The sequence below is a fragment of the Kitasatospora sp. NPDC085879 genome (genome assembly GCF_040686255.1).
Classification (GTDB): domain Bacteria; phylum Actinomycetota; class Actinomycetes; order Streptomycetales; family Streptomycetaceae; genus Kitasatospora.
The window spans coordinates 1-24793 of sequence record NZ_JBFBJZ010000078.1; the positions used below are offsets into that span (position 1 = coordinate 1).

Annotated in this window: 28 protein-coding genes and 1 pseudogene; 17 read left to right on the forward strand and 12 right to left on the reverse strand. The window is 71.7% G+C overall.

The window, feature by feature from the left end; all coding sequences use genetic code 11:
* Window positions 1-37: 37 nt before the first annotated feature.
* The 5 genes from AB0P35_RS35865 to AB0P35_RS35885 form a co-directional block, all read right to left on the reverse strand.
* A complete protein-coding gene (locus tag AB0P35_RS35865) occupies window positions 38-535 on the reverse strand; it encodes an SDR family NAD(P)-dependent oxidoreductase (RefSeq protein ID WP_363519375.1) in 498 nt (165 codons plus the stop codon).
* A 140-nt stretch (window positions 536-675) separates the two neighbouring features.
* Window positions 676-1113, reverse strand: coding sequence for a VOC family protein (locus tag AB0P35_RS35870; RefSeq protein WP_363519377.1), 438 nt, complete (start codon window positions 1111-1113; stop codon window positions 676-678).
* A 372-nt stretch (window positions 1114-1485) separates the two neighbouring features.
* Window positions 1486-1944 (reverse strand): SRPBCC family protein, encoded by a 459-nt coding sequence (locus AB0P35_RS35875; RefSeq protein ID WP_363519380.1) that lies wholly within the window; start codon window positions 1942-1944, stop codon window positions 1486-1488.
* A gap of 766 nt (window positions 1945-2710) precedes the next feature.
* A complete protein-coding gene (locus AB0P35_RS35880; protein WP_363519383.1) occupies window positions 2711-3535 on the reverse strand; it encodes an SDR family oxidoreductase in 825 nt (274 codons plus the stop codon).
* 495 nt (window positions 3536-4030) lie between these two features.
* Window positions 4031-4867: an enoyl-CoA hydratase/isomerase family protein gene (locus AB0P35_RS35885; protein WP_363519385.1), complete on the reverse strand. Its 837-nt coding sequence runs from the start codon at window positions 4865-4867 to the stop codon at window positions 4031-4033.
* A 500-nt stretch (window positions 4868-5367) separates the two neighbouring features.
* Between AB0P35_RS35885 and AB0P35_RS35890 the strand changes: the two genes are divergently transcribed.
* Window positions 5368-6420: a PP2C family protein-serine/threonine phosphatase gene (locus AB0P35_RS35890; protein ID WP_363519387.1), complete on the forward strand. Its 1053-nt coding sequence runs from the start codon at window positions 5368-5370 to the stop codon at window positions 6418-6420.
* A 219-nt stretch (window positions 6421-6639) separates the two neighbouring features.
* On the opposite strand, the gene AB0P35_RS35895 is transcribed toward AB0P35_RS35890, so the two are convergent.
* Complete coding sequence (locus AB0P35_RS35895) at window positions 6640-6984, reverse strand: hypothetical protein (RefSeq protein ID WP_363519390.1); 345 nt, start codon at window positions 6982-6984, stop codon at window positions 6640-6642.
* Between the two features lie 348 nt (window positions 6985-7332).
* Between AB0P35_RS35895 and AB0P35_RS35900 the strand changes: the two genes are divergently transcribed.
* Entirely contained in the window at window positions 7333-7767 is a 435-nt protein-coding gene (locus tag AB0P35_RS35900; RefSeq protein WP_363519393.1) for a hypothetical protein, read from the forward strand.
* Between the two features lie 140 nt (window positions 7768-7907).
* Here the strand turns inward: AB0P35_RS35900 and AB0P35_RS35905 are convergent.
* Window positions 7908-8146 (reverse strand): annotated as a pseudogene (locus AB0P35_RS35905) (ATP-binding protein); the annotation flags it as partial.
* Between the two features lie 149 nt (window positions 8147-8295).
* Between AB0P35_RS35905 and AB0P35_RS35910 the strand changes: the two are divergent.
* From AB0P35_RS35910 to AB0P35_RS35955, 10 genes are all read left to right on the forward strand, one after another.
* A complete protein-coding gene (locus AB0P35_RS35910; RefSeq protein ID WP_095878452.1) occupies window positions 8296-9297 on the forward strand; it encodes a pirin family protein in 1002 nt (333 codons plus the stop codon).
* Window positions 9298-9811: 514 nt separating this feature from the next.
* Entirely contained in the window at window positions 9812-10150 is a 339-nt protein-coding gene (locus AB0P35_RS35915; RefSeq protein WP_363519395.1) for a helicase associated domain-containing protein, read from the forward strand.
* A gap of 122 nt (window positions 10151-10272) precedes the next feature.
* Window positions 10273-10614: a hypothetical protein gene (locus tag AB0P35_RS35920; protein WP_363519398.1), complete on the forward strand. Its 342-nt coding sequence runs from the start codon at window positions 10273-10275 to the stop codon at window positions 10612-10614.
* Between the two features lie 1660 nt (window positions 10615-12274).
* On the forward strand, window positions 12275-12973 hold the full coding sequence (locus tag AB0P35_RS35925) for a transglycosylase family protein (protein WP_363519400.1): 699 nt from the start codon (window positions 12275-12277) through the stop codon (window positions 12971-12973).
* A 296-nt stretch (window positions 12974-13269) separates the two neighbouring features.
* Window positions 13270-14034 (forward strand): 3-oxoacyl-ACP reductase family protein, encoded by a 765-nt coding sequence (locus tag AB0P35_RS35930; RefSeq protein WP_363519452.1) that lies wholly within the window; start codon window positions 13270-13272, stop codon window positions 14032-14034.
* Between the two features lie 163 nt (window positions 14035-14197).
* Window positions 14198-14413 (forward strand): hypothetical protein, encoded by a 216-nt coding sequence (locus AB0P35_RS35935; protein ID WP_363519402.1) that lies wholly within the window; start codon window positions 14198-14200, stop codon window positions 14411-14413.
* 107 nt (window positions 14414-14520) lie between these two features.
* On the forward strand, window positions 14521-15021 hold the full coding sequence (locus tag AB0P35_RS35940) for a VOC family protein (RefSeq protein ID WP_363519405.1): 501 nt from the start codon (window positions 14521-14523) through the stop codon (window positions 15019-15021).
* A 27-nt stretch (window positions 15022-15048) separates the two neighbouring features.
* Window positions 15049-15216, forward strand: a complete 168-nt coding sequence (locus AB0P35_RS35945; protein WP_179419853.1) for a hypothetical protein — start codon at window positions 15049-15051, stop codon at window positions 15214-15216.
* Window positions 15213-16580, forward strand: coding sequence for an NAD(P)/FAD-dependent oxidoreductase (locus AB0P35_RS35950; RefSeq protein ID WP_363519408.1), 1368 nt, complete (start codon window positions 15213-15215; stop codon window positions 16578-16580). The genes AB0P35_RS35945 and AB0P35_RS35950 overlap by 4 nt, the downstream gene beginning before the upstream one ends.
* Before the next feature lie 96 nt (window positions 16581-16676).
* Complete coding sequence (locus AB0P35_RS35955; RefSeq protein ID WP_363519411.1) at window positions 16677-17306, forward strand: redoxin domain-containing protein; 630 nt, start codon at window positions 16677-16679, stop codon at window positions 17304-17306.
* A 140-nt stretch (window positions 17307-17446) separates the two neighbouring features.
* On the opposite strand, the gene AB0P35_RS35960 is transcribed toward AB0P35_RS35955, so the two are convergent.
* The gene (locus tag AB0P35_RS35960; RefSeq protein WP_363519413.1) at window positions 17447-17605 is read right to left on the reverse strand and encodes a hypothetical protein; all 159 of its coding nucleotides are present in this window, start codon (window positions 17603-17605) and stop codon (window positions 17447-17449) included.
* Between the two features lie 11 nt (window positions 17606-17616).
* Window positions 17617-18504 carry an alpha/beta hydrolase gene (locus AB0P35_RS35965; protein WP_363519416.1) on the reverse strand — a complete coding sequence of 296 codons (888 nt, stop codon included), beginning with the start codon at window positions 18502-18504 and terminating at the stop codon, window positions 17617-17619.
* A gap of 198 nt (window positions 18505-18702) precedes the next feature.
* Here AB0P35_RS35965 and AB0P35_RS35970 point away from each other — a divergent pair, with 198 nt between their 5' ends.
* Genes AB0P35_RS35970 through AB0P35_RS35980 form a run of 3 tightly spaced genes read left to right on the forward strand, consistent with a single transcriptional unit; the run spans window position 18703 to window position 20202 of the window.
* Window positions 18703-19296 carry a hypothetical protein gene (locus tag AB0P35_RS35970; protein WP_363519418.1) on the forward strand — a complete coding sequence of 198 codons (594 nt, stop codon included), beginning with the start codon at window positions 18703-18705 and terminating at the stop codon, window positions 19294-19296.
* Window positions 19293-19829: a hypothetical protein gene (locus AB0P35_RS35975; RefSeq protein WP_363519421.1), complete on the forward strand. Its 537-nt coding sequence runs from the start codon at window positions 19293-19295 to the stop codon at window positions 19827-19829. Before AB0P35_RS35970 ends, AB0P35_RS35975 begins: the two co-directional genes overlap by 4 nt.
* A 10-nt stretch (window positions 19830-19839) precedes the next feature.
* Window positions 19840-20202 carry a hypothetical protein gene (locus AB0P35_RS35980; RefSeq protein ID WP_363519424.1) on the forward strand — a complete coding sequence of 121 codons (363 nt, stop codon included), beginning with the start codon at window positions 19840-19842 and terminating at the stop codon, window positions 20200-20202.
* Between the two features lie 37 nt (window positions 20203-20239).
* Here the strand turns inward: AB0P35_RS35980 and AB0P35_RS35985 are convergent, their stop codons facing one another.
* A complete protein-coding gene (locus tag AB0P35_RS35985; RefSeq protein ID WP_363519426.1) occupies window positions 20240-20557 on the reverse strand; it encodes a hypothetical protein in 318 nt (105 codons plus the stop codon).
* A 72-nt stretch (window positions 20558-20629) separates the two neighbouring features.
* Between AB0P35_RS35985 and AB0P35_RS35990 the strand changes: the two genes are divergently transcribed.
* On the forward strand, window positions 20630-22006 hold the full coding sequence (locus tag AB0P35_RS35990; protein WP_363519429.1) for a wax ester/triacylglycerol synthase family O-acyltransferase: 1377 nt from the start codon (window positions 20630-20632) through the stop codon (window positions 22004-22006).
* Between the two features lie 34 nt (window positions 22007-22040).
* Here AB0P35_RS35990 and AB0P35_RS35995 read toward each other — a convergent pair whose 3' ends face one another.
* Both AB0P35_RS35995 and AB0P35_RS36000 read right to left on the reverse strand, forming a co-directional pair.
* Window positions 22041-22697 carry a hypothetical protein gene (locus AB0P35_RS35995; RefSeq protein WP_363519432.1) on the reverse strand — a complete coding sequence of 219 codons (657 nt, stop codon included), beginning with the start codon at window positions 22695-22697 and terminating at the stop codon, window positions 22041-22043.
* Window positions 22697-23392 (reverse strand): hypothetical protein, encoded by a 696-nt coding sequence (locus AB0P35_RS36000; protein ID WP_363519435.1) that lies wholly within the window; start codon window positions 23390-23392, stop codon window positions 22697-22699. The genes AB0P35_RS35995 and AB0P35_RS36000 overlap by 1 nt, the downstream gene beginning before the upstream one ends.
* 590 nt (window positions 23393-23982) lie before the next feature.
* On the opposite strand from AB0P35_RS36000, the gene AB0P35_RS36005 reads away from it, so the two are divergent.
* The gene (locus AB0P35_RS36005) at window positions 23983-24765 is read left to right on the forward strand and encodes a hypothetical protein (RefSeq protein ID WP_363519458.1); all 783 of its coding nucleotides are present in this window, start codon (window positions 23983-23985) and stop codon (window positions 24763-24765) included.
* The last annotated feature ends 28 nt before the right edge of the window (window positions 24766-24793 follow it).

Below are 24793 nucleotides of genomic sequence, written 5' to 3' on the forward strand. Positions count from 1 at the left end.
AGATGTCGCAATCCACACCGAGCCAGAAGGCCCTCACTCATTTCAAGATCACCAGACCGTGAACCCCGTCACCAACCTCCATGGTCAGTACACCTCGGCTGACCCGCCGCGCGCCGGTGCCGCCCATGAACACCAGGCTGCCTCCGGGTCTCACCCGGCCGACGGCGTTGCGTGCGACCTCGAGCTCCAGCACTGCGTGATCACTGATCGCGTCCCGTACCTCTGCGGCGCTCATGCCGAGCAGCGGCCCGTAGCTCGGACCACCGGCCGTCACCATCACGTGGTCGATCGGGGCCTGCAGGTCCTGGAAGAACGTCGCCAGGGCCGCAGGATCGGTTGCGTCGAAGGCCGCGGTGCGCTGCGCGCCGAGCTCGCCGGCCGCGCGTTCCAGCCGGCCGGGATCTCGGCCCACGAGGACGACCTCGGCCCCCTCGGTCCGGGCACGCCTGGCCGTCTCCATCCCGATGCCGGCGCTACCGCCGATGACGACGACGGTCTGGCCGAGCAGTTCGGGCTTGCGCGCTGGGGTTGTCACTGGCGAACTCCTCCCGCAGGCCGTTCCAGGACCTGCCCTGTGGCGTTCGTTGTGTTGCCGTGGGCTTCGGCCGCCCGGGACGGGATCGCCATGGGATCGTCCACGAAGGCGTATGTGTCGTGGGCATCGGCCTGTCCGTGTCAGCGGCCGGCCAGGCGCGTCTTGATCTCCTGGAGCAACCAGCCGTTGCCGTCCGGGTCATTGAACGACACGAAGGAACCGTAGTCCGCGTGCTCGGGAGCCGGTCCGTCCAAGCGTCCCCGGGTCCCGGCGTGGTGGAAGACGCCCGTGATGTCGTGGAACACCCTGCTCACGTCCACTCCGCGCTCGACGAGATCCGCCCGGGCCGCGTCGATGTCATATACGGAGAGCTGCAGGCCATGCACCGAGCCGGACGGGGCCGACGTCACGCCCTCGCCGAAGATGATCGAGCACAGCGAACCCGGCGGGGTGAACTGCACCACCCGGTAGCCCTCTTCGACGGCCAAGTCGGCATCCAGGCGCCAGCCCAGCGATACATAGAACTGCCTTGCCCGGTCAACGTCGGAGACCGGCAGCACCACGACCTCGAGTCGCATCTCGCCGGCTCCCACCGGAGGCGTTCCGGTGGTCCCGGCGGATCTCGCTCCCACGCTGGCCAACTCCGCCTCCAAGGGTCGGTGGCACCATCACAGGACCCGGATGCGGATGGCCCAGAACGCACGCTTCCCGGGTTCTGCAGGAGGCGCTCCCCATTCGCCGACACGGCTCCCGGGACCGAGAACACGCCCTACACCATGAGAGCCGCCCCCACCGGCCGCCCGCAAGCCGACGGCCGGGGTCGCACGCCCGCCCCGCAGACCGGCGGTGCCGGCACTGACGTCTGCCGCGGTCCAGGGTCGACATCGGCCGCACAGCCCTTGGTGGACCCACGGGACTGTGCGGCCGGTTCTTCCGGGGGTTCGGTCGTGTCACGAGCCTCCGTCGGCCTGGTGCCGGGCCTCGATGGCCTTGCCGGTGTTGGCGAAGGCCTTCGAGAGATGGCGCTTGCCGACGGTGCCGACGACCACGCCGAGCACGCGTCCCTTGAAGTTCTTGCCCTCGCGGACCACCGTGGCGTCCACGTCGGTCGTCCCGTCGGCCTTCGGCGTGAACGTGTACGTGTGGCCCGACTTGCCGCCCCACACGTTGGAGTCGGTGGTCGTCATGACGACGTGGTGGGGATCGGACCAGTCGTAGTGCAACCGTTCCCAGATTCCCGCCGAGCCCTCGGTGACGTCGGCCTCGTGGGGTCCCCGGTCGTGCACCTCGAGGTACTTGTCGGCACTGTTGCCGAAGAGCTCCGAACGCCCCGGCCCGAAGTCGGTGAGCCCGGCGATGAACTCCTCGGGCGTGGCGGCGATCGTCTGGTGCAGATGAATGGTGGACATGAGCGCTCCTTGCCGTGAGCAGACCCACTCCGAGCGTCTCTCCGCGCCATGACGCCTGCAACAGTTCGGCACACGCCGGACGTCGGACGACGCAGCCTGCGGGGAACGCAGCGCCCTGGAGACCGTGCTGGCCGCGCGCTCCCCGCCTCCCGTCGACAAGCAGGTCGAGGGTGTCGATCCCGGTCCCGTACAGACCACCGGCCGCTCGAGACTTCGCGTACTGGCGCAGCGGTTCGGCCATCGCCAGGTCCTGGACCCACTGCCGGGAGAACATCTCACCGTGTTCGAAGCGGGCCCGCACGGCGGTGCGCAGCGCGGTGGTCCGGGCGCTCGGGGCAAAGTGGGGCGGATGTCGTGCCGGCGGACGAGGTGGAGCACGGTGCCGGTCTCGGCGAGTGCGCGGTGGGGCTGGGACGGGTCGGACCTGGCCCGCGTTGGAGAGGTGTGCTCGCTCGAGCGGGTCCGGCGGTTCCCGTCACCGCTGTCCGGTCCCGGGGGCGGCGGTTTTCGTGCCGCCAGGGTACGGACGCAGCGTCAGGGCCGGGCGCTGCGCCACCGGGCACCTGCCGAACACTGCGTATCGGGGACCGGGGCGACGGGCGGTCCACCACACCGGCGGCCCGCAACGAGCGTGACCCCGCCCCGCACTACTCAGCGGGGCAAGGCCGGTGTCTTCCGAGCGGGACGGGACCTACCGCCGGCCGCCGGCGCCGACGCCGACGGCCGGGAGCGCGCGACGGTGCCCGTCCCGCACCCGGGCCGCGGGTCACAGGGAGTCGACGAGGCCGCCGTCGACGACGAAGTCGGCGCCCGTGATGTTCGCCGCACCGGGACCGGCGAGGAACAGCACGAGATCCGCGACCTCCGACGGACGGGTGAAGCGGCCGGTCGCCGACTGGACCGCGGCGGCGCGGGCCACGTCGCCGGGGTCGACGCCACGAGACTGCCCGACCGTGGCGGCGACGCCGTCCGCGCCCTGCCACAGCGCCGTCTCCACCGGGCCGGGACCGATCGTGTTCACCCGCACACCGCGCGGCCCGACCTCCTTGGACAGGGCCTTGCAGAAGTTCGTCAACGCGGCCTTGGCGGCGCCGTAGTCGATGACCAGCGGGTCCGGCAGGCGGGCGTTGACCGAGGAGACGGTGACGATCCGTCCCGCGCCGGAGGCGAGCAGGTGCGGCAGCGCGGCCCGGGTGGCGCGGACGGCGGCCATGAGGTTGACGGTCAGGGCCCAGTCCCAGTCCTCGTCCGTCACACTCAGGAAGCCGTCCACCCGCGGGCGCACCGCCCCGACGTTGTTCACCAGCACGTCGACACCGCCGTGGAGCGCGACGGCCTCGGCGACCAGCGCGGCCGGCCCGCCGGGCGTTGCCAGGTCGACCTCCACGACGGTGAGGTCCGCACCCCGCTCCAGGTGCGCGTCGAGGGCCTTGGTGCGACTTCGCGATCCCGCGACGACGTGGCATCCCGCCGCGAGGAACGCCTCGGTGATCGCGAGTCCGATGCCGCGCCCGGCCCCGGTGACCACCACGGTCCGTCCGGCCAGGCCCGGGCCGGCGTCCGCGGCTCTGTCTCCTGTCGAGGTGGTCACAGCTGGTTCCTCTCTGCAGGGGCGCGCACGGGCGTCCTGACCCGACAGATCCATCAGACCGGAATCCCTGCGGCCTCGCACCGGGGAACCCTCTCTCAGAGCAGACGGGACCGTACCGCACGCGCTGACAGGCACCACGGTCTCGTTGGCACACTCCTGACGGTGGCCATGCCGTACCCGGCCGCGGCTCACGGCCGTGGCCGGGATGAGAAGATCGGCGCCGGCTCCCGGGGCCCTCGTCATGGCCTGCCCCGGGAGCCTCCCGTCTCCCGGGCACACCGCGTGGGCCCCCAGCACGGCGCAGCGGGAGGCCCGGGACGGCAGGCTGCGGCCCGTGTGCGGGCCCGCGGGGGGTATCGGTGCCCGGGGGCGGGGGGCCAGCGGAGCGGCCCAGCTCCCCTTCCACGCCGCCCTTGCCGGCAGCATCCTCGTCGCCAACCTCGCCAGGACACCTGCGCGGCGCGCTGGAGGACGGCGGTCCCTCGGCCCGTCGGATCAGCGGTGGAACTCCTCCACGGCCTTGCCCAGGTCGCGTTCGAGCTCGCCGGGTGTCTGGAGGCCCCGGTCCGCCAGGTGGTCCAGGCGCTGACGGGTTTCAGGCTTGGCGATCAGTTCTTGGAACGTCGCGGCGTCGGAGCGCACATGCGCCCGGTCCGGGAGCGAGAGGTCGTTGATGGCCCGCTTGGCGGCCTTGACTCCCTGGGGCGGGAAGCCGGCGATGCGCTTGGCCAGACGCTCGACGAAGCCGTCCAGTTCGGCGTCGGGCAGGGCACGGTTGACCCAGCCGTAACGCTCGGCGAGGTCGGCGTCGAAGTCCTCGGCACCGGCGATGGCTTCAATGGCACGTGTCCGCCCGAGCCGCCGGGTCAGGTGCTGAATGCCGCCGGCGCCGGGCAGGGCACCTGTGCCGGTCTCGAACTGGCCGAAGATCGCGTTCTCGCGCGATGCGAAGATCATGTCGCAGGCCAGGGCGAGTTCGTTGCCGCCGCCGCGGGCCCTGCCGCGCACCTTGGCGATGGTGATCACCGGGACGCGCGCCAGCTCGTGCAGGAACATGCCGAGCGAGGCGTCGGCGGGACCGACGGCCTTCGCGGCCTCCGCGGTGTACTGCGGCACCGCCGCGAGGTCCACGTGCGCCGAGAAGAAATCGGGTGAGGCACTGTCGATGACGACAACACGCACGTCACCGGGGTCGGCGAACAGCGCGCCAACGAGCGAGACGAGGTCACGGACGAGGTCGACCCCGAGCAGATTGAGGGGACCGGCGTCGAGAGTGGCGAACAGGACACCCTCATCCTGTCGGGTCCGGATCGAGGAATAGGCGCATCTCACGACAACTCCGGCGAGTCAGGAAACAAGCGAGCAGCGGGTCACAGGTTCTGCTGAGAACCGCTCCAGGGCTCAAAAGCCGCGCCTCCAATGCTCCGCCACGGGCACGGGTCCCGCCGTCCAGCCCCTTGGGCAAGGGCAGGTGTCGCCGGCGGCTTCGGGCCGGTCTGCAGCCAGGCTGCGACGAGGTTCTGCACCGGGTCGCCGCCCTCACGCGCGAGGTAGAGCGCGGGCCGGTGCGGGCCCTGCTCCTGCGGTCCGGCGTCGTGGGGGCGCGCGGTGGGACGTCGCCCCAGGGGGCGGAACCGTCGATCGGCCGATGCGCCGATGAGCCGGTCGACTGCCTGGGCTCCGAGGGGCCGGGAATACGCCGACACGGCGAACGAGGGCGCGGATCGGGGTGATCTCGGTGCGACGGGATGTATTCAGGGGGGATGGAATCTCGGTGGCCGTGGGATCGGCGGAGGCCGCGACAGCAGGGCGGGACGCTGATCCTGATCCCGTTGGCGCTGATCGTGGTCATCTCCGTTGTGGACATGCTGGCGCCGTCGGAGGTGCACCTCGGACCACTGCTGGTCGCCGCCCCGGCGATCACGGCCTCCTTCGCCGGCCCGGGAACCACCATTGCCGTCGGTGCGGCGGCCCTCCTGGCCCAGACGGTCGTGGCGGCAGTGCGGACCACGGTGGTCGACCTCAACCACTCCGTGCAGATCGTCGCCCTGGCGTCGACCTCCCTCCTCGTCGCCCTCTTCGCCCGTCTGCGCGAGCAGCACGAGAAGGAGATGACGCAGCTGCGTTCGGTGGCCGAGGCCGCGCAGGCCGTGCTCCAGCGGCCCATTCCGGCCCGGATGGGCCCGCTGCGGATCGCATCGGTCTACTTGGCGGCGGAGGCCGAGGCCCAGATCGGCGGCGACCTGTACGCGGCCGTGCGCACCCGGTGGGGCAGCCGGTTCGTGGTCGGCGACGTGCGGGGCAAGGGCCTGGAAGCGATCGGCGAGGCGTCCTTGGTGCTCGGTGCCTTCCGGACCGCGGCTTACCGGCAGGTCGACCTGCCCCGCCTGGTCACCCACCTGGAGAAAGCGGTCTTCGGAGACCCGGGCGACACCGGTGACCCGGCAGACAGCACCCTGGACGCCGAGGGCGGCGAGTCGTTCATCACCGCGGCCGTTCTCGACATCCCCGACACGGAGCCGGTGATCCACCTGGCGGACTGCGGGCACCCGCCCCCGCTGCTGCTGCGCGCCGGCCGGGTGACGCCGCTCGACGTCAGCCGGCCCGCTCCCCCGCTGGGCCTCACCGAGCTCGCCGGATCCGGTGTCGAGGTCGAGACCTTCGCCTTCGAGGAAGGTGACATCGTGCTGCTGTACACGGACGGCGTCATCGAGGCACGCGACGAATCCGGCACCTTCTACCCGCTCACCGAGCGGCTGGCCTCCTGCCCGACCGCCGATCCCCACACCCTCCTACAGCGGCTCTGCCAGGACCTCCTCGCCCACGTGGGCGGCCGGCTGGGCGACGACGCGGCGATGGTCGCCATCAAACGCGGCCCCACCTGAACCGTGCTTGTGGTCGTCGCGCCGCGGTGGGCGAGCCTGGGGCGGCCGGGTGTGTGCCGGGGCGCGGTGGGGGCGCGCCCCGGCACCGCGCGGGCGGCCGGGCACTGCTCGACCGGCCGTTCCGGGGCAAGATGGCTACCCGGTAGGACAGTTCGTGAACCCCCATCCCGGACGGGCAGCGCTGCGGCCGTTCAGCCACGTAAGGTCCGGCCGGGTGACTCATTGTGGCGGCTGGGGTCTGCGCCTGCCCGGGGCGGGCCAAGCGAGGTCGGGGATCGTGCTGCCGAGCAGCCGGCCGATGTCCTCGTCGAGGACGGGCTGCCAGCCGGCGGAATCGTGGCAGACACAGGGGCCGAGCGGTCGTCCCGCACCGTCCGGGCCGGTCACGACACGGCGCCAGCCGAAAGCGGTCTCGCCCGCACCGGCACGGTCCTCGAACCCGGCAGGTGCCCGGCCGACATGGGCAACGAAGAACACATCGACCTCGCGGGACGCCCCGCCGCGGTCCTGCCGGTACACGCCGCCCGGCTCGAAGAAGCCCTCGCCCATGGGCCACACCTCCATCCGCCGTCCTGTGAGCCAAGAGTGCCCCACCCTGCCGTCCCGCAGCCGCCGTTCGTCCCGTGTCGGGCCGTCCACCAGGCGGCCGGCGGCAGGGCCGGGCGAAAGCGGCGAGGTGTCCGGCTGGTGGGAACAACGCGGTCCCGGACAGAGCGCGGCACCTGCGCGCCCCGTCGGACCAGCAGGTGAGGGAACACGCCGTCCACCGCGTCATCGACGTCGACGACGCGCCCCCGGTCCGCGGGGCCAGCCGGCGAAGAGGGCCGTAGGCCGTTCCGGCCCCTTTACAGTCCAGGGCCCGTCCATGATGATCAGCATGTATCTCGGGGAGCGGTTTGGGAGGGCGTCGCCGTGGCCACCGTTCGGCACCAGAAGCTGGGCCTCGTGGTGGGTCCGATCTTCGTTCTCGCCGCGCTCCTTTTCGGTGGTCCGAACACCATCGCCCGCTTCGACTACGCCGGTGCGCCCCGTGTCGAAGCGATCGTTCTGGTTGCCGACTACGACCACACGGCGCGTGGAACCATCGCCCGCATCATCACCGTGGCCGCTCCGGACCCCGTCCCCGTCGACGACCTCCGATCGGCCCCTCGCGACCTGGTGCCCGGCACCACTGTCACCGTTCTCACCCGCCCTGGCCACGCCCTCCTCCCCAGCCAACTCCGCTGGTCCGTCCTCGCCGTCCCAGCTCTGGCCCTCCTCGCAGGGCTGGTGATCACCTGGGTCGGCGTCGAGGCCCTCCGCGATGATCCCCCCTCCGGCCCCACCGACCCGGAGGCCTGGTTCTGACCGGTCGGGGGCCGGACCGGGCCAGGCTTGTCAGGAGTGTCAAGCTTGACAGGAGCTCCCCGCTCGCGGACGGTTGGTTGATCGCCCCACCGGCGGACGTTGAAAGTCCCCAGCGGACAGTTGATCTCCCCGCTGGTGGGTCAGCCGAGCGGGACGACGCCTCGTCCGGTGGTTGCCTCGGCGAGGCGGTGGCTGTCGCCCGTTGTGACGGCAACGTGGCGTGATGCAGGAGCCGGTCGACGGTCGCTGTGGCGAGGGTCTTGGGCATGATCTCGTCGAATCCAGATGGGTGGAGGTTGCTGCTGACGGCCAGACTGCGTCACTCGTAGGCCGCATCGACCAGGCGGTAGAAGCCCTCGGCGGCGTCCGGGGAGAGCGGCCACCGAACCCGACCTGGCCCCACCGCTCGGCGCCGAGACCACAGCCGTGTCCGCGTCACGAAGATCGAGTGCCCAGGGCGTGAGATGCCCGTGGGCCGCCCGAACACTAGACTGGATCGGACCTTCCGACCTCCTCGGGGAGGGTGTCATGCCCGCCGTGACCGTGGACAACGTCCTGGATCTGCCGCGTATCGCCGAGCCCGATCCGCAGGTCGCCGCGCAGCGGACGGTCACGACGGTGACCTCTGCGCCCAGCGGGTTCGAGGGTGAGGGCTTCCCGGTGTACCGGGCCTTCGCCGGTGTTCCGACACAGGCGCTCGACCCGTTCGTCCACATGGACCAGATGGGCCAGGTCGACTACGCACCGGGCGAACCCAAGGGGACGCCCTGGCACCCGCATCGGGGCTTCGAAACCGTCACCTACATGATCGACGGTCTCTTCCAGCACCAGGACTCGCACGGGGGCGGCGGTCTGATCACCGACGGCGCCACGCAGTGGATGACCGCGGGGAGCGGGATCCTGCACATCGAGACGCCGCCCGAGGCGCTGGTCGTCTCCGGTGGCCTGTTCCACGGCATCCAGCTGTGGGTCAACCTGCCCAGGGCCAGCAAGTGGAACCCGCCCAAGTACCAGAGCATCGAAGGCCCCGAGGTCACGCTGTTGTCCTCTGCCGACGGCGGCGCGCTGGTGCGGGTCATCGCCGGAGAGCTCGACGGACATGCCGGCCCCGGCTCGACGTTCACGCCGATCACTCTCGTACACGCCACCATCGCTGCCGGAGCGCGCCTGGTACTGCCCTGGCGACCCGACTTCAACGCGCTGGTCTACGCGCTGGCGGGACACGGTTCGGTGGGGACCGAGGGTCGCCCCCTCGCCGCTCACCAGCTCGCGGTCCTCGGCGCAGGCGGCGCCCTGACCGTCACGGCGAGCAGTCGTCCCGACGGCGACACGGCCGACCTGGACGTGCTGATCCTGGGCGGGGAGCCGATCCGGGAGCCGGTCTTCCAGTACGGGCCGTTCGTGATGAACACCAAGGCCGAAATCATCCAGGCCATGGAGGACTACGAGGCAGGCCGGCTCGGGGTGATCCCGGACGACGCGATCATGCCGCACACCGCGCGGGGAGCCGATCGTCGCCCGGAACGGTGACGGCAGGGCGTGGCTCCCGGAATCGTCGTTGCGCATCGTCGGCCGACCCGATGCCCCTGTGCCACCGGCGGGTGGGTCCCCGGCCCCGGCCTCTTCGGCGAGGCCCCCGATGCACCTGCCCCACCTGAAGCGGCCTACCTCCGACCGCACACCGCCGACCCGTTCGTGCTGAAAGTCCGCGACCCGGTACACAGCAGGGTGACAGCGAGTGTGCCGCTGCACCTGCGCGACGGCTGGCCCGCCCGCACCGCCGCCCGGCTCGACCAGCTCCTCGCCGCACTTGCCGGCTACCCCTGAACACACCCGCCGGGATGGTGCAGGAGCCTGGGACAGCCCAGGGCGCGAGACCGCGGGCTCGATCATACGAGGCCGGACGCAGCACTCCGGTGCAGTGCAGGAGGCCTCGCCGCTCGGCCGGCCTCGGAATGCCGGGCCGTCAACGCCGTCCTCGCGTCGACGGCCCGAGCGGCCATCCGGCGGGCATCGACAGCTGCTGCGTCAACGCCCGGATGGCTTGGAGAGCCGCCAGCAGGACCTGCTGGCGGCGATCGGCATCGAGTCGGACGCCGAACTCGGCGCCGCCAAGCACGCCGCGGAGGCGAAGCCGAAGACTTCCCGCGCCGACCGGTTCCGGCATGGCCTGGCCGTTATCGCCGCGTTCGCCGAGCGGGAGGGCCACGTCCGGGTTCCCCGCCCGCAGGAGGTCGCGGTAGCCGGCCCCGGCAGGGAGGAGAGCGTCGAGACCGTCCACGTCGGCCCCGGCGCGTGGCTGGACAACCAGAAGGCCCGTCGTGCCAAGCTGACGCCGGGCCAGCTCGCGCAGCTCGCCGAGCACGGCGTGGAGTGGGCGTAGGCCCGGCCAAGCGGGTGTGCTGCTGGAGGCCGAGGACGCCGGCGACTGGCGACGGCCCGCCGCTCGAGCCCACCGACGCAGACCTTCGGGCCGCCGAAGTGGCCCGCGCTCGGGAGGGTCTGTTGGAGGCCCGACGGCTGTCCGGCACCGCCGCTGCACCGGCTACTTGGGAGCGGGCCCGTGCAGTGTGGGCGGTCGCGCTCGCGCTCGAGGCCGCAAGGCTTCCGCCGCGCGAGGTGGACCACCGCGGTCGGCGCGTGCGCACCGGCTACCGCGTAGTGCCAGGCTCCACCGAGACCGAGGCCCGCGTGGAGTGGCGCGGGCCGGTGTCCTCCCGCGCGCGCCAGGAGGCGGCACAGCAGCTGGAAGTGTGCGCGGCCCGCCTGGCGGAATGCGGCTGGAAGTCGCTGGCCTACCTCGCTTCCGGCAGCCTGCGGTTCCTCACGGCTACCCCGGCCGACTGACCCAGAGCCAACGCGCGGGCCCTTCGTGGGGCGCGGGCGTGCGTCGCGGCGCGGCATCACCCGAGGCCAGGGGGATCGGGCCGGAGCTGAGGGTGCCATCCTCTGCAAGGGGGCTCTCCAGTGGTGCGCGACGCCGGCGTCGTGCTTGAGCCGGCTCAGCAGTTGGTCCAGGGCGGCGGCGCTCGCGCGGGCGCGCAGCAGGTAGTCGTACTCGCCGGTGACGTGCGCGGTGCGCGGCCTCGGTGATCCCGGGCAGCCGCGGGGCCGTCGCCTCGAAGGCGTCGCTGTCGGTCTCGGGCCGCAGCCGGACGTCGATGAGGACGGTCAGTGATCCGCGCGTCCGCGCGCAGCTCACCGAGGATCTCCCTGTCGAGGTCGTCCATGCCGTGCTTGTCGCGACGACGCCGGAAATGGTCAGCGGGTTCCGGGCCCGCGGGGCACGGTGGCCGGCATGACGTTCGAGGTGGAGACCCTGGTGGGGGCTGCTGTGGCGGGTGGCGCCGCGGGCCTGGGAGCGGCCGTGCCGCTGGGCGCGGTCGGGGTGCTGGTGGTGGAGCAGGGGCGTCGGGGGTGGCGCGCGGCGGTGAGCAGCGTGCGCGGTCGCCTTCGTCGGCATCCTGTACGCGGCGCTGGCGACGGTAGTGGGGCGCGGCTGTCGGAGGCGCTCGCCGGGTGGGAGCCGTGGACGCGGGCGGTCGCGGCGCTCCTGCCGGCGGTGGTCACGGTGCGCGGACTGGTGGGGCTGCGGCGGCCGGCGTCCTCGAAGGTGCCGGCGGCCGTACCGGCGGGGTCGGCACCGCGGCTGACGGACGGTGGAGACGAGGTCCGGCGAGGGCTCGGGGCGAGGCGTCGCGGGGACGTTCCTACGGTTCACGGGCCTGACGGCGGTCAACCCGACGACGGCGCTGTACTTCGCCGCGCTGGTGACGGGAGGGGGCGGCCCGGGCGTGCGGCGGCGGGGCGCGTTCGTGGCCGGGGGCGTGCGTGGCCTCGCTGACGTGGCAGCAGTTCCTGGCGGTGGTGGGGGTGTCGATGGGGCGCGCGCCTCTCGCCGAAGGCGCGGCGACCGACCTACTGCGCCGGGTACGGGCTGGTGGGCTATTACGCTGCGCGACCACTCTGGGCGTGATGGGTGACCGCTGTGGCTGGTGCCACCAAGACAGGCGGCGGAATCGGGAACTCCGCTTGATTCGGTGACGGATCGTTACATGACGATCGCTTCGGGTGGAGCTCGCGGGCGGCTTCGACGGGCATTGGCGTGATCGGGGGCGCATTGGCGGCCTTTTCGATCATGAAAACCCTCTCAAAAGCGGTCATTTCTGGCTCGACTCCTTGATCCTTACCGCCGGTAACAGTCAACTGACCTGCGCCGTAAGGGAATTGCTTGATTACCGACCGCAACCGCCCGTAGCTTCTTGGGCGGTGCAACGAGCACCACCCGGGTTCACCCTGATGCACGGCCCGCCGGCTGACCCCGGCGCGAGGGCCGTGCCCGCCGACCGGCCGAGCTCGGAACGGGCCGGCGGCGAGCGGGGGGAGACCGGGGCGGCACGGCACGTCGGACACGTGCCCGGCCGCCCATCGAGTGAGGTGAGCGCAACGTGGGCCCCACCGGGGCCTGGTTCCGCATGCCTGCCCGGGGATTGTCGAGAGGATGTTCATGACTTCCGGTCACGAGACCATCGCTGCCACCACCTCCACCAAGGCCACCACCAAGCGCAACCGAGTCCGCGTGGCCGTCGTGGCCGGCGCCGCCGTCGCGGCGCTGCCGGTGGCCGGCCTCGTCTCGGCCCCCTCGGCCTCGGCCGCCTCCGCCTCGACCTGGGACGCCGTCGCCCGGTGCGAGAGCGGTGGCAACTGGTCGATCAACACTGGCAACGGCTTCTACGGCGGTCTGCAGTTCACCGCCAGCACCTGGCGGGCGTACGGCGGCACCGCGTACGCGCCGCAGGCGAACCGGGCCAGCAGGGCGCAGCAGATCGCCGTCGCCGAGAAGGTGCTCGCCTCGCAGGGCCCGGGTGCCTGGCCGGTCTGCTCCAGGAAGGCCGGTCTGACCAGGGGCGGCGCGCCGACCCAGGTCGGCACCGCCACCAAGGCCAAGCCGGCCGCGCCCAAGGCCCAGGCTCCGAAGCCGCCCAAGCCCGCCCCCAAGTCCCGGCCCGTCCAGACCCCGACCCCGTCGACCCCGGTCAACTCCCCCGGCGCCCCCACCGGCACCTACACCGTCAAGAGCGGCGACACCCTGAGCGAGATCGCGGTCAAGTTCGGCACCGACGTGTGGAGCCTGTACGCGAAGAACATCCGGACCATCGGCGACGACCCCGACCTGATCTTCCCGGACCAGGTGCTGGACCTCTAACCCCTGGTCGGACCACGGCCGGCCACCCCTCCGAGGGGCGGCCGGCTCCGGCGCGTGGGCCTCCGTGTCCGGTCCCGTGCGCGGGCCCCGGTGGGTGACCGGGCTGAACTGGACGGGCCAGCCGGCCGTGGCCTCGCACTACCGGGACACTTCGGGCCGCCGGGAAGTGCCGTGAGGGGTCGACGCCGGTTCGATTGTTGAACGTTGAACGCGATGTCCGAATACCGCCGGACTCGTGATCGCCGGCGTCCGATGATCGAGTCATGTCCGAGAACACGACAGCGAGTTCGGGGAAAATGACGATGAGCACGACCATGCTGGCCGCACGGCTGGCGGGCAAGGTGGCGCTGGTGACCGGCGGCAGCCGGGGAATCGGCGAGGCGGTCGCGCTGCGGCTGGCCGAGGAAGGCGCCGACGTGGCGCTCACCTACCGGGACAGCGCCGGGCGCGCCGAGGCGGTCGCGGCCAAGATCGAGGGAATGGGCCGCCGCGCCTGGGCCGTAGGGGCGGACAGCGCCGACCCGCGGGCGATCCGGGAGGCCGTAAACGCGGTGGCGACGCGGTTCGGCCGACTCGACATCCTGGTGAACAACGCGGGCGTCGGCGTGGTCGGCCCGATCGAGGAGATCGACGAGGCTGACATCGACCGGGTGCTGGACGTCAACGTCCGGGGGCCGCTGCTGGCCTCCAAGGCGGCCATCGCCCACCTGGGCGAGGGCGGGCGGATCGTCACCATCGGCAGCTGCATGGCCGAGCGGGTCGCCTTCCCCGGTGGCGCGGTGTACGCGACCAGCAAGGCGGCCCTGTCCGGGCTGACCAAGGCGCTGGCGCGGGAGCTCGGGCCGCGCGGCATCACCGCCAACCTGGTGCACCCCGGTCCGACCGACACCGACATGAACCCGGCCGACGGGCCGGGGGCCGACTTCCAGGCCGGCTTCACCGCGCTGGGCTCGTTCGGCACCCCGGCGGACGTGGCCGGCACCATCGCCCACCTGGTGGGCCCGGAGGGCCGGTACATCACCGGTGCCGCGATCGCGGTGGACGGCGGGTTCACGGTCTGAGACCGGCGGGCCCTCGGCCCCGCCCGGGCGGTGAACCGCCATCCGGGCCGGGCTGCGCGCTGGTCCGCGCTCCGCGCACGCCCGCAGGTCATCATCGGCGGGGGCCCGGGAACGACCCCGGGAAACCGAGCGCAGCGAGCAGAGGCAGAGGCGGATGCCCACCTTGCGGATCGAGCACGTGCTGCCCGACCACCACATCCGGAAGCAACTGTTCGACGCCGACCCGCTCCACCGCGAGCGCTCCGGCGTGCGCGGGTACCGCATCCAGCAGGCCCCGGGGCCGTCCCAGTTCGTCGCGATCGACCTGCCATGCCGACTTGCAGGCCGCGATCCGGGAGGATTGCATGGCCAGGGGCACGCTCTCGGCCCACCCGAGTGAGCGACGCGGCGCGACCGCTGCGGCAGCTCCCGCCGGGCCGGGCAGCGCGGAATCCGGGCAGACCACCTCGTCGCCCGCAGTCGGGCCACCAACCGCCGGAGGCGGACATGGGCAGTGTGGAAGCGAGCGAGAACCTTGCGGCCGGAACGCCGCCGGTGGAAGTCGGGGAGATGCGGCTCGAGGTCGTCGTGGTGCCGGTCTCCGACGCCGACCTCGCCAAACAGTTCTACCAGGCGCTGGGCTGGCGGCTGGATGCCGATCTGACCGTCGACGAGGGCTACCGGGTGGTGCAGTTCACCCCGCCCGGCTCCCTGTGCTCGATCATCTTCGGCCAGGGCGTGACGACGGCGCCGCCCGGCTCGACGCAGGGTCTGCAGCTCACGGTCCACGACATCGACGCGGCGCGCGCTGACCTCGTCGAGCGCGGGGTGACCGTCAGCGAGGTGTTCCACGACGTCACGGGCATCTTCCACCACGCCGGCACGGAGGGCCGCGCCAACGGTCCGGCACCCGGGCACGCGGACTACGGCTCCTTCGTGTCGTTCAGCGACCCGGACGGCAACGGCTGGCTGCTCCAGGAGATCAAGAAGCGCCTTCCCGGCCGCTGACAACCGGTCACTGACAAGGAGAATCCCATGGGAACGACCTACGAATCCGCGGAGGACCTCGCGGCGGCCCTGCGCCGGGCGGCCGAGGCACACGGCAGGCACGAGGCCCGCACCGGCCAGGAGGACCCGAACTGGCCGGACTGGTACGCGCTCTACATGGTGCGGGAGCGGGCCGGCGAGGAACTGCCGACGTGAGCGGACACTTCGATGTGATCGTGCTCGGCGGCGGCTCCCCCGGCGAGCACTGCGCCGGGGCGCTGGCCGACGGCGGGCTGCGGGTCGCCGTGGTGGAACGCGAACTGGTCGGCGGTGAGTGCTCCTACTACGCGTGCATCCCGTCGAAGACGCTGTTGCGGCCCGGCGAGGCGGTACAGCAGGCGCGCGAGGCCGCGGCGAGCGCCCAGGTCTCGGTCGAACAGGCCTTGGCCTGGCGGGACTTCATGGTCTCGGACTACTCCGACGCCGGTCAGGAGCGCTGGCTGGCGAACAACGGCATCACGCTGCTGCGCGGCACCGGACGGCTGGCCGGCACTGGCGCGGTCGAGGTCGACGGGGTCCGCTACACCGCCGACCACGTGGTCCTCGCCAACGGCGCCGACGCCGCGATTCCGCCGATCCCCGGGCTGCGTGAGCTCGACGGCGTGTGGACCAGCCGCGAGGTCACGGGGATGAAGGAGGTGCCGCGCCGCCTGGTCGTCCTGGGCGGCGGCCCGGTCGGGGTGGAGATGGCCCAGGCCGTGCGCCGCCTGGGCGGCGAGGTGGTCCTCGTCGAGCGGGAGGAACGTGTACTCGCCCGCGAGCACCCCGGGCTGGGCGACGCGCTCGGCGGGGTGCTGCGCCGCGACGGCATCGAGGTGGTCCTGTCGGCGGGCGTGAGCGCCGCCCGACGGGAGGGCGAGGAGTTCGTCGTCGACCTCGACGACGGCCGCGAGCTGCGTGGAGAGCGGATCCTGGTCGCCACCGGCCGCCGGCCGCGGGTGCACGACATCGGCCTGGAGCAGGTGGGCATCGAACCCGACGCCCGCGGCGTCCCGGTCGACCCGAACCTGCGGGTCGCCGAACGGCTGTGGGCAATCGGCGACGTCACCGGCCTGTGGCCGCCCACCCACGTCGGCAAGTACCAGGGGCGTATCGTCGCGGCGAACATCCTCGGCGAGCCCCGGCCCGCCGACTACAGCGCCGTCCCACGGGTGGTCTACACCGATCCGCAGGCCGCCGCGGTCGGCTCCGCCGACGGCCGGTTCAGCGCCACCGTCCCGCTGTCGGAGGTGGCGAAGACCGCCACCTACACACGTGAGTACGCCACCAGCAACGGCTTCCTCACGCTGTTCAGCGACGGCGAGACGCTGACGGGCGCATGCGCCCTCGGCCCGGAGGCCGGCGAGTGGCTGCAGCAGGCCACCCTGGCGATCCGCGCGCGGGTCCCGCTCGACGTGCTCACCGACACGATCCAGCCGTTCCCGACGTTCTCGGAGATCTACCTGGCCGCGTTGAAGTCGCTGCGCGCCGGGATCGCCCGAGGCGACCGCCCCGCCGCGGCGCAGCCGACGGCGCGATGACCAGCACCGGCCCGACCGGGGCGACCCACGACATCGACTGCGGGCAGCAGCCGCTCCCCCGGTGAGCAGCCTGCCGGCAGGCGAAAGGGCATCAGCATGCGCTCCGACATCAGGCCCGGCGGAACCTTTCCCGACTACGAACTTCCCGACCACACCAATGTGCCGCGCAGGCTCAGCAGGCTGCAGGGCGACGACCCGCTGATCCTCACCCTGGCCCGCGGCCACTACTGCCCGAAGGAGCACCAGCAGCATCTCGAACTCGCGGCCTTCTACCCGAAGATCGCCGTGGCCTACACCCAGGTCGTCACGATCGCGACCGACGAGCACCACGAACTCCAGGAGTTCCGTGCGTCGGTCGGCGCCCAGTGGCCGTTCCTCGCCGACCCCGGGCGCATCGTCCAGCAGGACCTGGACATCGCCGAGTACACCGACCCCGACCACAACCCGATGATCCCGCACACGCTGGTCCTCAAGCCGGGCCTGGTCGTTCACAGCGTCTACAACGGGTACTGGTTCTGGGGCCGTCCGTCGGTGGCCGACCTCTGGCGCGACCTGCGCGAGGTCTCCCGCGAGATCCGCCCCGACTGGGACCTGAGCACCCCGGGCCTGCGCGAGAAGTGGGACAGGGGCGACCACTCGCCCTTCCACGGCTGGAACCGGCGCGCAGCGGCGCGCGCCACGTCCACCGGCCCCAACCCGGACGATCCGGCCGGCCGGGATCGCTGACGCATCGTCAAAAGGCCAGAAAGAAGCGACCGAATCTGTCGGCGCTCCGTCGGAAGCCGGCAGCGCACAGCCCGACGCCTGTTCCGCAGACGCCCTCGCCGAGTCGAGCTGGTCGACTCGCGCGGCTGCCCGAGCGCTCGTTACGCCGAACGTTGCATCTCCGGGTTCATGTCGGCCACGATCAGCTCGGCGAGCCGTTCGGACGAGGCGGGGTTCTGGCCGGTGCGTTCCCGCAGGAGCAGTCCGTCGACGCCCCGGTCCGATGCGCCCGGGACGACCTTGCGCTTTCCGCACTCCACGAAGGTGGTGCTCAGCGCGGCGGCCCCGCGGCCGCCAGTGCATCCACCACGATCTCCGCGATCCGTCGCGGCTCCTCACCGGGGAGGAAGAAGCTGGTGCCGGGGATCGTGACCACATTCGCGTGCGGGCAGGCCTCCAACGTGCGCCGCTCGTCGGCGGTGAGCCCGCCGTCGCCCTTCTCCGCGTGCACGACCCAGACCGGCACGCCGGCCGCACACAGGCGTGCGGCCGGCCGGGCGTGCGCGCCGAGGTGGTCGAGGTAGCCGCGGAAGATCCGGCGCACCAGGCGCGGATCATTGCTTCGCAGGTCGTCGAGCACCTCGGCCCGGCGCTCGGGCGACACCCGCATGCCTTTCGAGGCCGGGCCCATGAGCTTCAGCAGGGCGGCAGCGGGCAGGGGGCCGAGGACATCGCCCAACCGGCAGACGGCCCGAAAGAACGCGGGTTCGTCCGCGGGCGACAAGCTGATGCCCAGCAACACGGTCGGGCCGGTGAACGCACCGGTTGCGACCATCTCGAGCGCGACCGTGGCGCCCATACTGAACCCCACCACCACGTCGGTGGACTGCTCGTCGGCCAGCCGCGCAGCGTGCCGGGCCACGGTACCGATCGCGAAGTCATCCGGTGGTTCCGTCCCGCAGTGTCCCGGCAGGGTCGCGGCGACCAGCCGGGTACGGGCGAGCGCGGGCTCGGCCATGACCTCGGTGTACGACCGGGCGGGGTTCAGACCGCCGGGGAGCAGCAGTACGGTCTGCCGGGCATCGGCCGGCCCCGACACCAGCAGGTCCCATGCGATGTCCGTCGGATCCATCGGGCGTCCTCTCTGCACACGTCCTGCACGCCGGGCCGACACCCCCGGGATCGAGGCGCGCTGCGGGACCGGCCGCGTCCCCCTCATCGTCGCGTCGGCGCTCGCACCGGGCTACCCGGTCAGGCCGGGTCCGGCACGGATGGCGGCGGAGCCGGCGAGCCTCCCCGAAGTAGGTGAGGTCGACCTGCCCGACGTCGCCGCGAAGGTCGTCGTCCGGGGACACGAAGATGCATCGCCGGCAAATCGCTCGACGGGCCCTTCCTGCAGCCCTACCCTCACGCGGTGATGAACACGATCACGAACACGGTCGAGACCGGCGAGGACTTCCGCGTCCTACTGAAGCGACTCACCAGGCACTTCGAGAGCCTCGGCCCGAACGCTCCGGAAGTGGACGACGTCCTGCTCCGCTGGGCCGCAGCCCTCCCCGACCAGGCGCCGGATCCCGGCTGGACCGGACTGGCCGGCCAACTACTCGACGCACTCACAGCACCCTCCGCCGGCCTCGCCGATCCCGCCCCCATGGACACCGAGCCGCCGGTCTCCACGTCGGGCGACTTGCGGACCCTGATGCGCGCCCTGGCAGCCGACTACGCGCAGGCCCGACACCAGCAGGAGGACAGAAGGGCCCACGGCCTGTGGGCCGGCGACGGTGGCAGCTGGGCGCACGACTCCCTGGACTCGCTCCTCGAGTCCTGGGACGCCTGGCTGGGCGCCTCCCTCGGCAGCCCCCCGCGGTTCCCCGGCATTCCGCCGATCGAACCGGTCACCTGGACCTCAGTCGCCTGGCAGCTCGGCGCAGCCCGCGTCTACGAGCGACACCACCCGGATCTGAGGTGTCATCAGATCTCCGGCAGGCAGCCATCGGGAGAGCAGGGATGAGCGAGACACTGTGGGCGATCCACCGCTGCGACGCCGACGTCACCGTCGCCATCGACGGCTACACGGCGGTCCCCGGCGCGGCGTCCGGCAGCCGGCCGGCGATGACGGCCACCCTCTGCGCGGTCCATCACGCCAGTGCCGGCCCCTGGCGAAGGCTGCGCACAACGGAACGGGCGAGCGACCCGGCGGAAGGGCACTGCGGCTGGGTACGCGACTTCCGAGAGCCGAAGACCCTCCTCCAGGCCCACGTCGACGGCTGGCTCCGCGACCTCAGCGGTGTCGACCCCGCCAACCACCCGGACTGGCCCGCCTACCTCACCGCAGCCCACCGGCAGCTGTGTGCCCGCTACGGCGTCGACCCCGAGGACCTCGGCCGGGGAGCGATCGGCTGGATCGGCCTCGCCGCGATCGAACTCACGGCGAGTGGAGCCGGGCACGCCGTGGCGCTGGACAATGCGGCGCTCTTCCTCGGTGACGCGGAAGTCCTCGCGGCCATGGGCATGATCGACGACACCCCCGAGCACTGCTGCTGACCCCTCCCCCGTGACCCGCGAGCAGGCCGAAGCCCTGGCCATCGATCTCTCCCGCCACTCCACCCCGGCCGACGGCGGCTTCTGCACCTTCCAGCCCGTCGTCAACGGCGACGCCTGCCCCTGGAACCTGAACTGCCACAACTGCGACAAATTCGTCCTCTCCGGCGCCGACCTCGTCTACTGGCACCGCAAGCTCGGACAGTGGCGCATGCTCGCCGAACGTGCCCCCGACCCGGCCACCGCCGACTTCCTCCACGACGCCTTCGAGCCCACCGCCCGGGCCATCGACGGCCTGGAGAAGGCACTCGCCGCCCTTGGTCTGCTCGACGACGCCCTCGCGCTCGACCTCCGCCGGCCCCAGGACTACAGATGACGCCACGTGCACCCAGGTCTCCGGCGAGTCGGTTCAGTCACTGACCACCGAGAACACCACACTCAAACACCGCGTTCAGCAACTCAGCCGGGAGCACCGCACGCTTCAGGAACGTCTCGAAGGCGCCCGATCCAACGTCCGCTTCGCCGAGAAGCGCATCGCCGACCTGGAGGCCGGACTCATCGAGTGCCCGAGAATTTAGGCATTCCACAAGCTGCCGGGAATCGACCGCACTGGCGGCAGCTGCGCGCACGCCGGCCCTGCGCAGTTGCACTTGTGAACGAGCTTGAGGCCGACGGTGACGGCGACGCTTCACCGAGGCGGGCCAGCGGGACAATCGAAGTGCCACAAGCATGGTGCTGATCTTCGTCCTGGGCGGGGTGGAATCATGGGCACGTCAGTTGGTGCGCCCGGCCGGGGCCCGCTCATGGAACGGTTGGCCCCGCAGGATCTCATGTTGCTGTGGTCGGACGATTTCGGCTGGCCCGAGGTCATCGGTGCCCTCGGCATCCTCGACGGCGCCAGGCTCCTCGATTCAGACGGTCGCTTCCGGGCCGAGGCAGTGCGAGAGGTGGTGGGAAGCCGCCTGTCTCAGGTCCCTCGCTTCCGTCAGCTTCTCCACGCACCCCGGCGCGGGCTCGGCCGGCCGCTGTGGGTCGACGCCCCGGCCTTCGATCTCACCGACCACGTCCGGGTCCTCCCCTTCGCTGCTCCTCCGGATGAGGTGGGTCTTCTTCAGGCTGTCGAGCACCTGCGGGCGCTCCCCCTGGCCAGGTCGCGGCCGCTGTGGGAGATGTGGTTCCTGCCCGGCCTGACCGGCGACCGGGTGGCCGTGTTCATCAAGGTGCACCACACGATCGCCGACGGCGCGGCGGGCGTGGCTCTGCTCGGCGCGTTCCTCGATCCGAGCGCCGATGCGCCGACGACGCCCGCCCGGCCCTGGACCCCGGAGCCGATGCCCTCCAACCGCGACCTGTTCGACGACAACCTCCGTGGGCGTGTCCAAGCGGCGGAAGGCACCCTGTCGAAGCTCCGCCGACCCGCCACTACGCTGCACCGAGCCCGGGACAAGTGGCCCGCGGTACGCGAGAACTACTTCAAAGGGCGAGCGCCGCAGATGAGCTTCAACATCCCCGTGGGCCCCCACCGCAGGCTCGCGCTCGTCCGCAGCCGTCTCGACGACGTCAAACAGATCGCTCACAGCCACGAGGTGAAACTGAACGACGTCCTGATGGCGGCCACCGCCGACGGTATTCGAGAACTCCTGCTCAGCCACGGGGAACGCGTCGAGGGCCTGGTCCTGCGGGCCTTCGTGCCCGTCTCCCTGCACCAGGAAGAACCCGGCAGGGCACGCGGCAACCGGTCCGAAATGATGTTCGTTCCGCTCCCGATCGGTGAGCCCGATCCAGTCCGCCGACTGCGGCTGATAGCCGCCGCGAGCGCTCGACAGAAGCACTACGTCGTCGGCCCGCCCGAAGGAATCCTCGGCCGCAACCGCGTCGTCCAGCGGGCCATGATGCGCGGCCTCGGCCATCAGCGCTGGGCGAACCTCTATGTCGGGAACATCTTCGGCCCCCCCATCCCGCTCTACCTCGCCGGAGCGCGGATCACCGAGATCTTCCCGGTGGTGCCGATCACCGGGAACTTCACCCTCGCCATCGCCGCGCTCTCCTACGCCGAGCAGTTCAACATCGGCGTTGTCGTCGACGCGAACGCCTGTCCCGACATCGAGGTCCTCGCCGACGCCGTACGGAACCACCTGCAGGCGTTCAGGTCCTCCCGGCCACATACCGAAGCGGGGTAACGGGCAGAGGCGCCGTGCTGCCTGGGCAATCGCGTCACCGGTCCGGCGCCATGCCCGACCGAGCAGCCCGGGCACGCTGTTCGGCCGCCGCCCTGATCGCTCGGAGCGTCCCGCGCAGAACGACGCCAACGCCCGCGGAGACCGGCGTCCAGTAGCGGCCGAAGCGGGCGGTGGATTCCGGGTCGGTGCAGGCGGTCCTCGCCTCGTAAGTGAGCAGGGACCGCCGGGTGCCGTACGGATGGACCACGAAGGCGGCCGCCATCTTCGCCCAGCCGACCTCGTCGAACGACGCGAACTCCTCCGGTTCGACCCTCCGCCACTCGATCGAGGCCTGCCACGGCTTGCCGACCGCCCCGAAGACGAGCTCACGCCCCGGACTCTCGCCCAGCGCCACCCAGGGCTGGTCCTCCCACGCCTCCCCGGCACTGTCGAACAGATCGGCCACCCGCATCGACGGCGGGGTCGGGATGGGCCGGCCACGCAGCCGGTCCGGCAGCCCGCGCGCCCACATGGCCGCGTTGAGGAGCGGGGAATCGAGGGTAAGCAGGTCCAGCCCGCGCACCGCCTCATAGGTGACCGGGGGTGCCGCGGCGAGCGCCACGCATTCGAGGCGGGAGAATCCGAACTCGGGCAGCGCACCGTCCAGCAGCAGCGCGCCACCGGCGGGATCGAAGGTGGAGTCGGCGCTCATCACGGCCTCCCCGGATGCCCGGTCACGGCCCGCCGGAGCCGGGCGCGCAGGTTGTGGAACTGGCGGGTCTGCATGACGAAGTGGGCCGGTTCCCAGAACAGCAGGTCCATCGGCCCCGTGAGCACACGCGGGCGGCTCCGGCCGTGCGTTCGGACGACCAAGCGGGTGCCCGCGCCAGCCGGTTCGAGGTGAAAGCCCCAGACCGAGCTGACGAACGCCCGCGGCGCCCGTCCCTCCGTCGGGTCAAACGGGCGGCCCGACGGCACTCTCGTATCGTCCCGCAGCACCAAGGTCTGTTCCGGCACGAGCACCACAACGGTGAACCAGGCGCGACCACTGGGCACCGATGTAAGCCGTTGCCCCACCGCCAGGCTCTGCCACTCGGGGACGATGCGATCCACGCTCGGCCGTCCGCCGTTGTCCAGTCGGTCCCAGCTGTACCAGCCGCCGCGGTCGCAGCCCATCTGAACCAGCCAGGGCCACACCTCAGAAGGCGGCGCGGGCAGCGTCGTGGCCATCGTCGAGCCGCCGTCAGCACCGGGAATGAACTCATCCCCGGGATAGGACCGCGCAGCCTCCTCGCTCGTCGCGCCCCGGGTCAGCATCCTCGGCCGCAGGACCAGGGCATACAGGACCAAGGCCACCGCGACGGAAGCGACGGCGGCCGGCACGACCGTTGCTCGGTGTTCGCGCACACTTCGACAGTTACTCAACCGACTCGGTGGCGCCATCGGACCACCACAGATGGGAGTACGAGGTCGGGAACGCGCAGCTCAAGACCGATGCGAGGCCCCGGCAGGATCCTGCGGTCCAAGAGTCCGGACCTGGTCCGCCAGGGGATCTACGACTACCTGCTCGCGCACTACGCGATCAGCGCCCTGATCTGCCGGGCCGCGACCAACGCCGGGATCGCAGCCCTCCGCCGATCCCCACCCACAGCGGTGGACGGCCGCCCGGGGCGCATCGCCGCAGCGGCCCGCAGGCCTGTTCCCGGCCCCCCAGGGCCACCCCGGTTGCCGGTGGGTGATCGGGCGGATTCCGCCACTCCGGCGGGTGACTGCTCCGGTGGCCGAGGCCCCGCTCTTGGCGGCAGGAGCCTGTCCGACGTGCGTGGTGGGCAGGGCATACTAACGCTGGGGGTGGTGGAGCGACAAGGAGCGACGGTGACCGGCCAGGGCCTCGTTGCGGCAGGCGCGGCCCGGCCAACCCCATCGCCCCACCGCGACCTGCAGCTACTCCTGATCACGAGAACGGTGAAAGCCCCCGCTGGACAACCATTCGAGTGTTGCTCCGGGCGCGGGTCGCACTGATCGCGGTTGAGGAGGATGAACAAGATCGCCTACTACGCTCCGAGCGGGCACAAACCGTCGTCTCCGGCAATCAGGCCACCTACGGCCCGGGCACCATCCGGCTCGCCGAGGACGCCGTCATCAACATCAAGAACCGGTCGTTCTCGCTGGTCGCCGAGATCGACAACCCCACCGGGGACGCGCAGGGCACCCTGGTCACCCTCGGCGGGGAGACCGGCGGCTACGCGCTCCTGGTCGTCGACGGCAAGCCGACCTTCCACTACAACTTCCTGGGCCTGCAGCGGTACTCCATCACCGCGACCGAGCGGCTGCCGAAGGACCCGAGCACGATCGGTTTCGACTTCGTCTACGACGGCGGAGGCCCGGGCAAGGGCGGCACCGGCACCCTCACGATCAACGGCAGGGCAGTCGGCGAGGGCCGGATCGACCGGACAGTGCCGGTCTACTTCTCCTCCGACGACACCGTCGACGTCGGAGAGGACTGGGGCACACACCGGTATCACCGACCTACAAACCGCCGTTCGAGTTCACCGGCATCCTTCGCCGGGTCACGGTCAAGGTGTAGGTCCGGGTCCACCCAGGACATTGCTGCGCAGGACACAGCGGAACCCGAGATGGCTGGTGGAGCTGTCGGAGGTCTGCGCCTGCCGGGCGGCGAGGCGGTAGCGCAGGCAGCCGCCCGGCACCGGGCGGTCCGCAGCACGGCCGCCCGGCCGGCTCGCGGGAGGAGGTGCTCCCCTGGCCGTGGTCGGGGGTGAATGCGCTGCCGGTCCACTCCCAGACGTT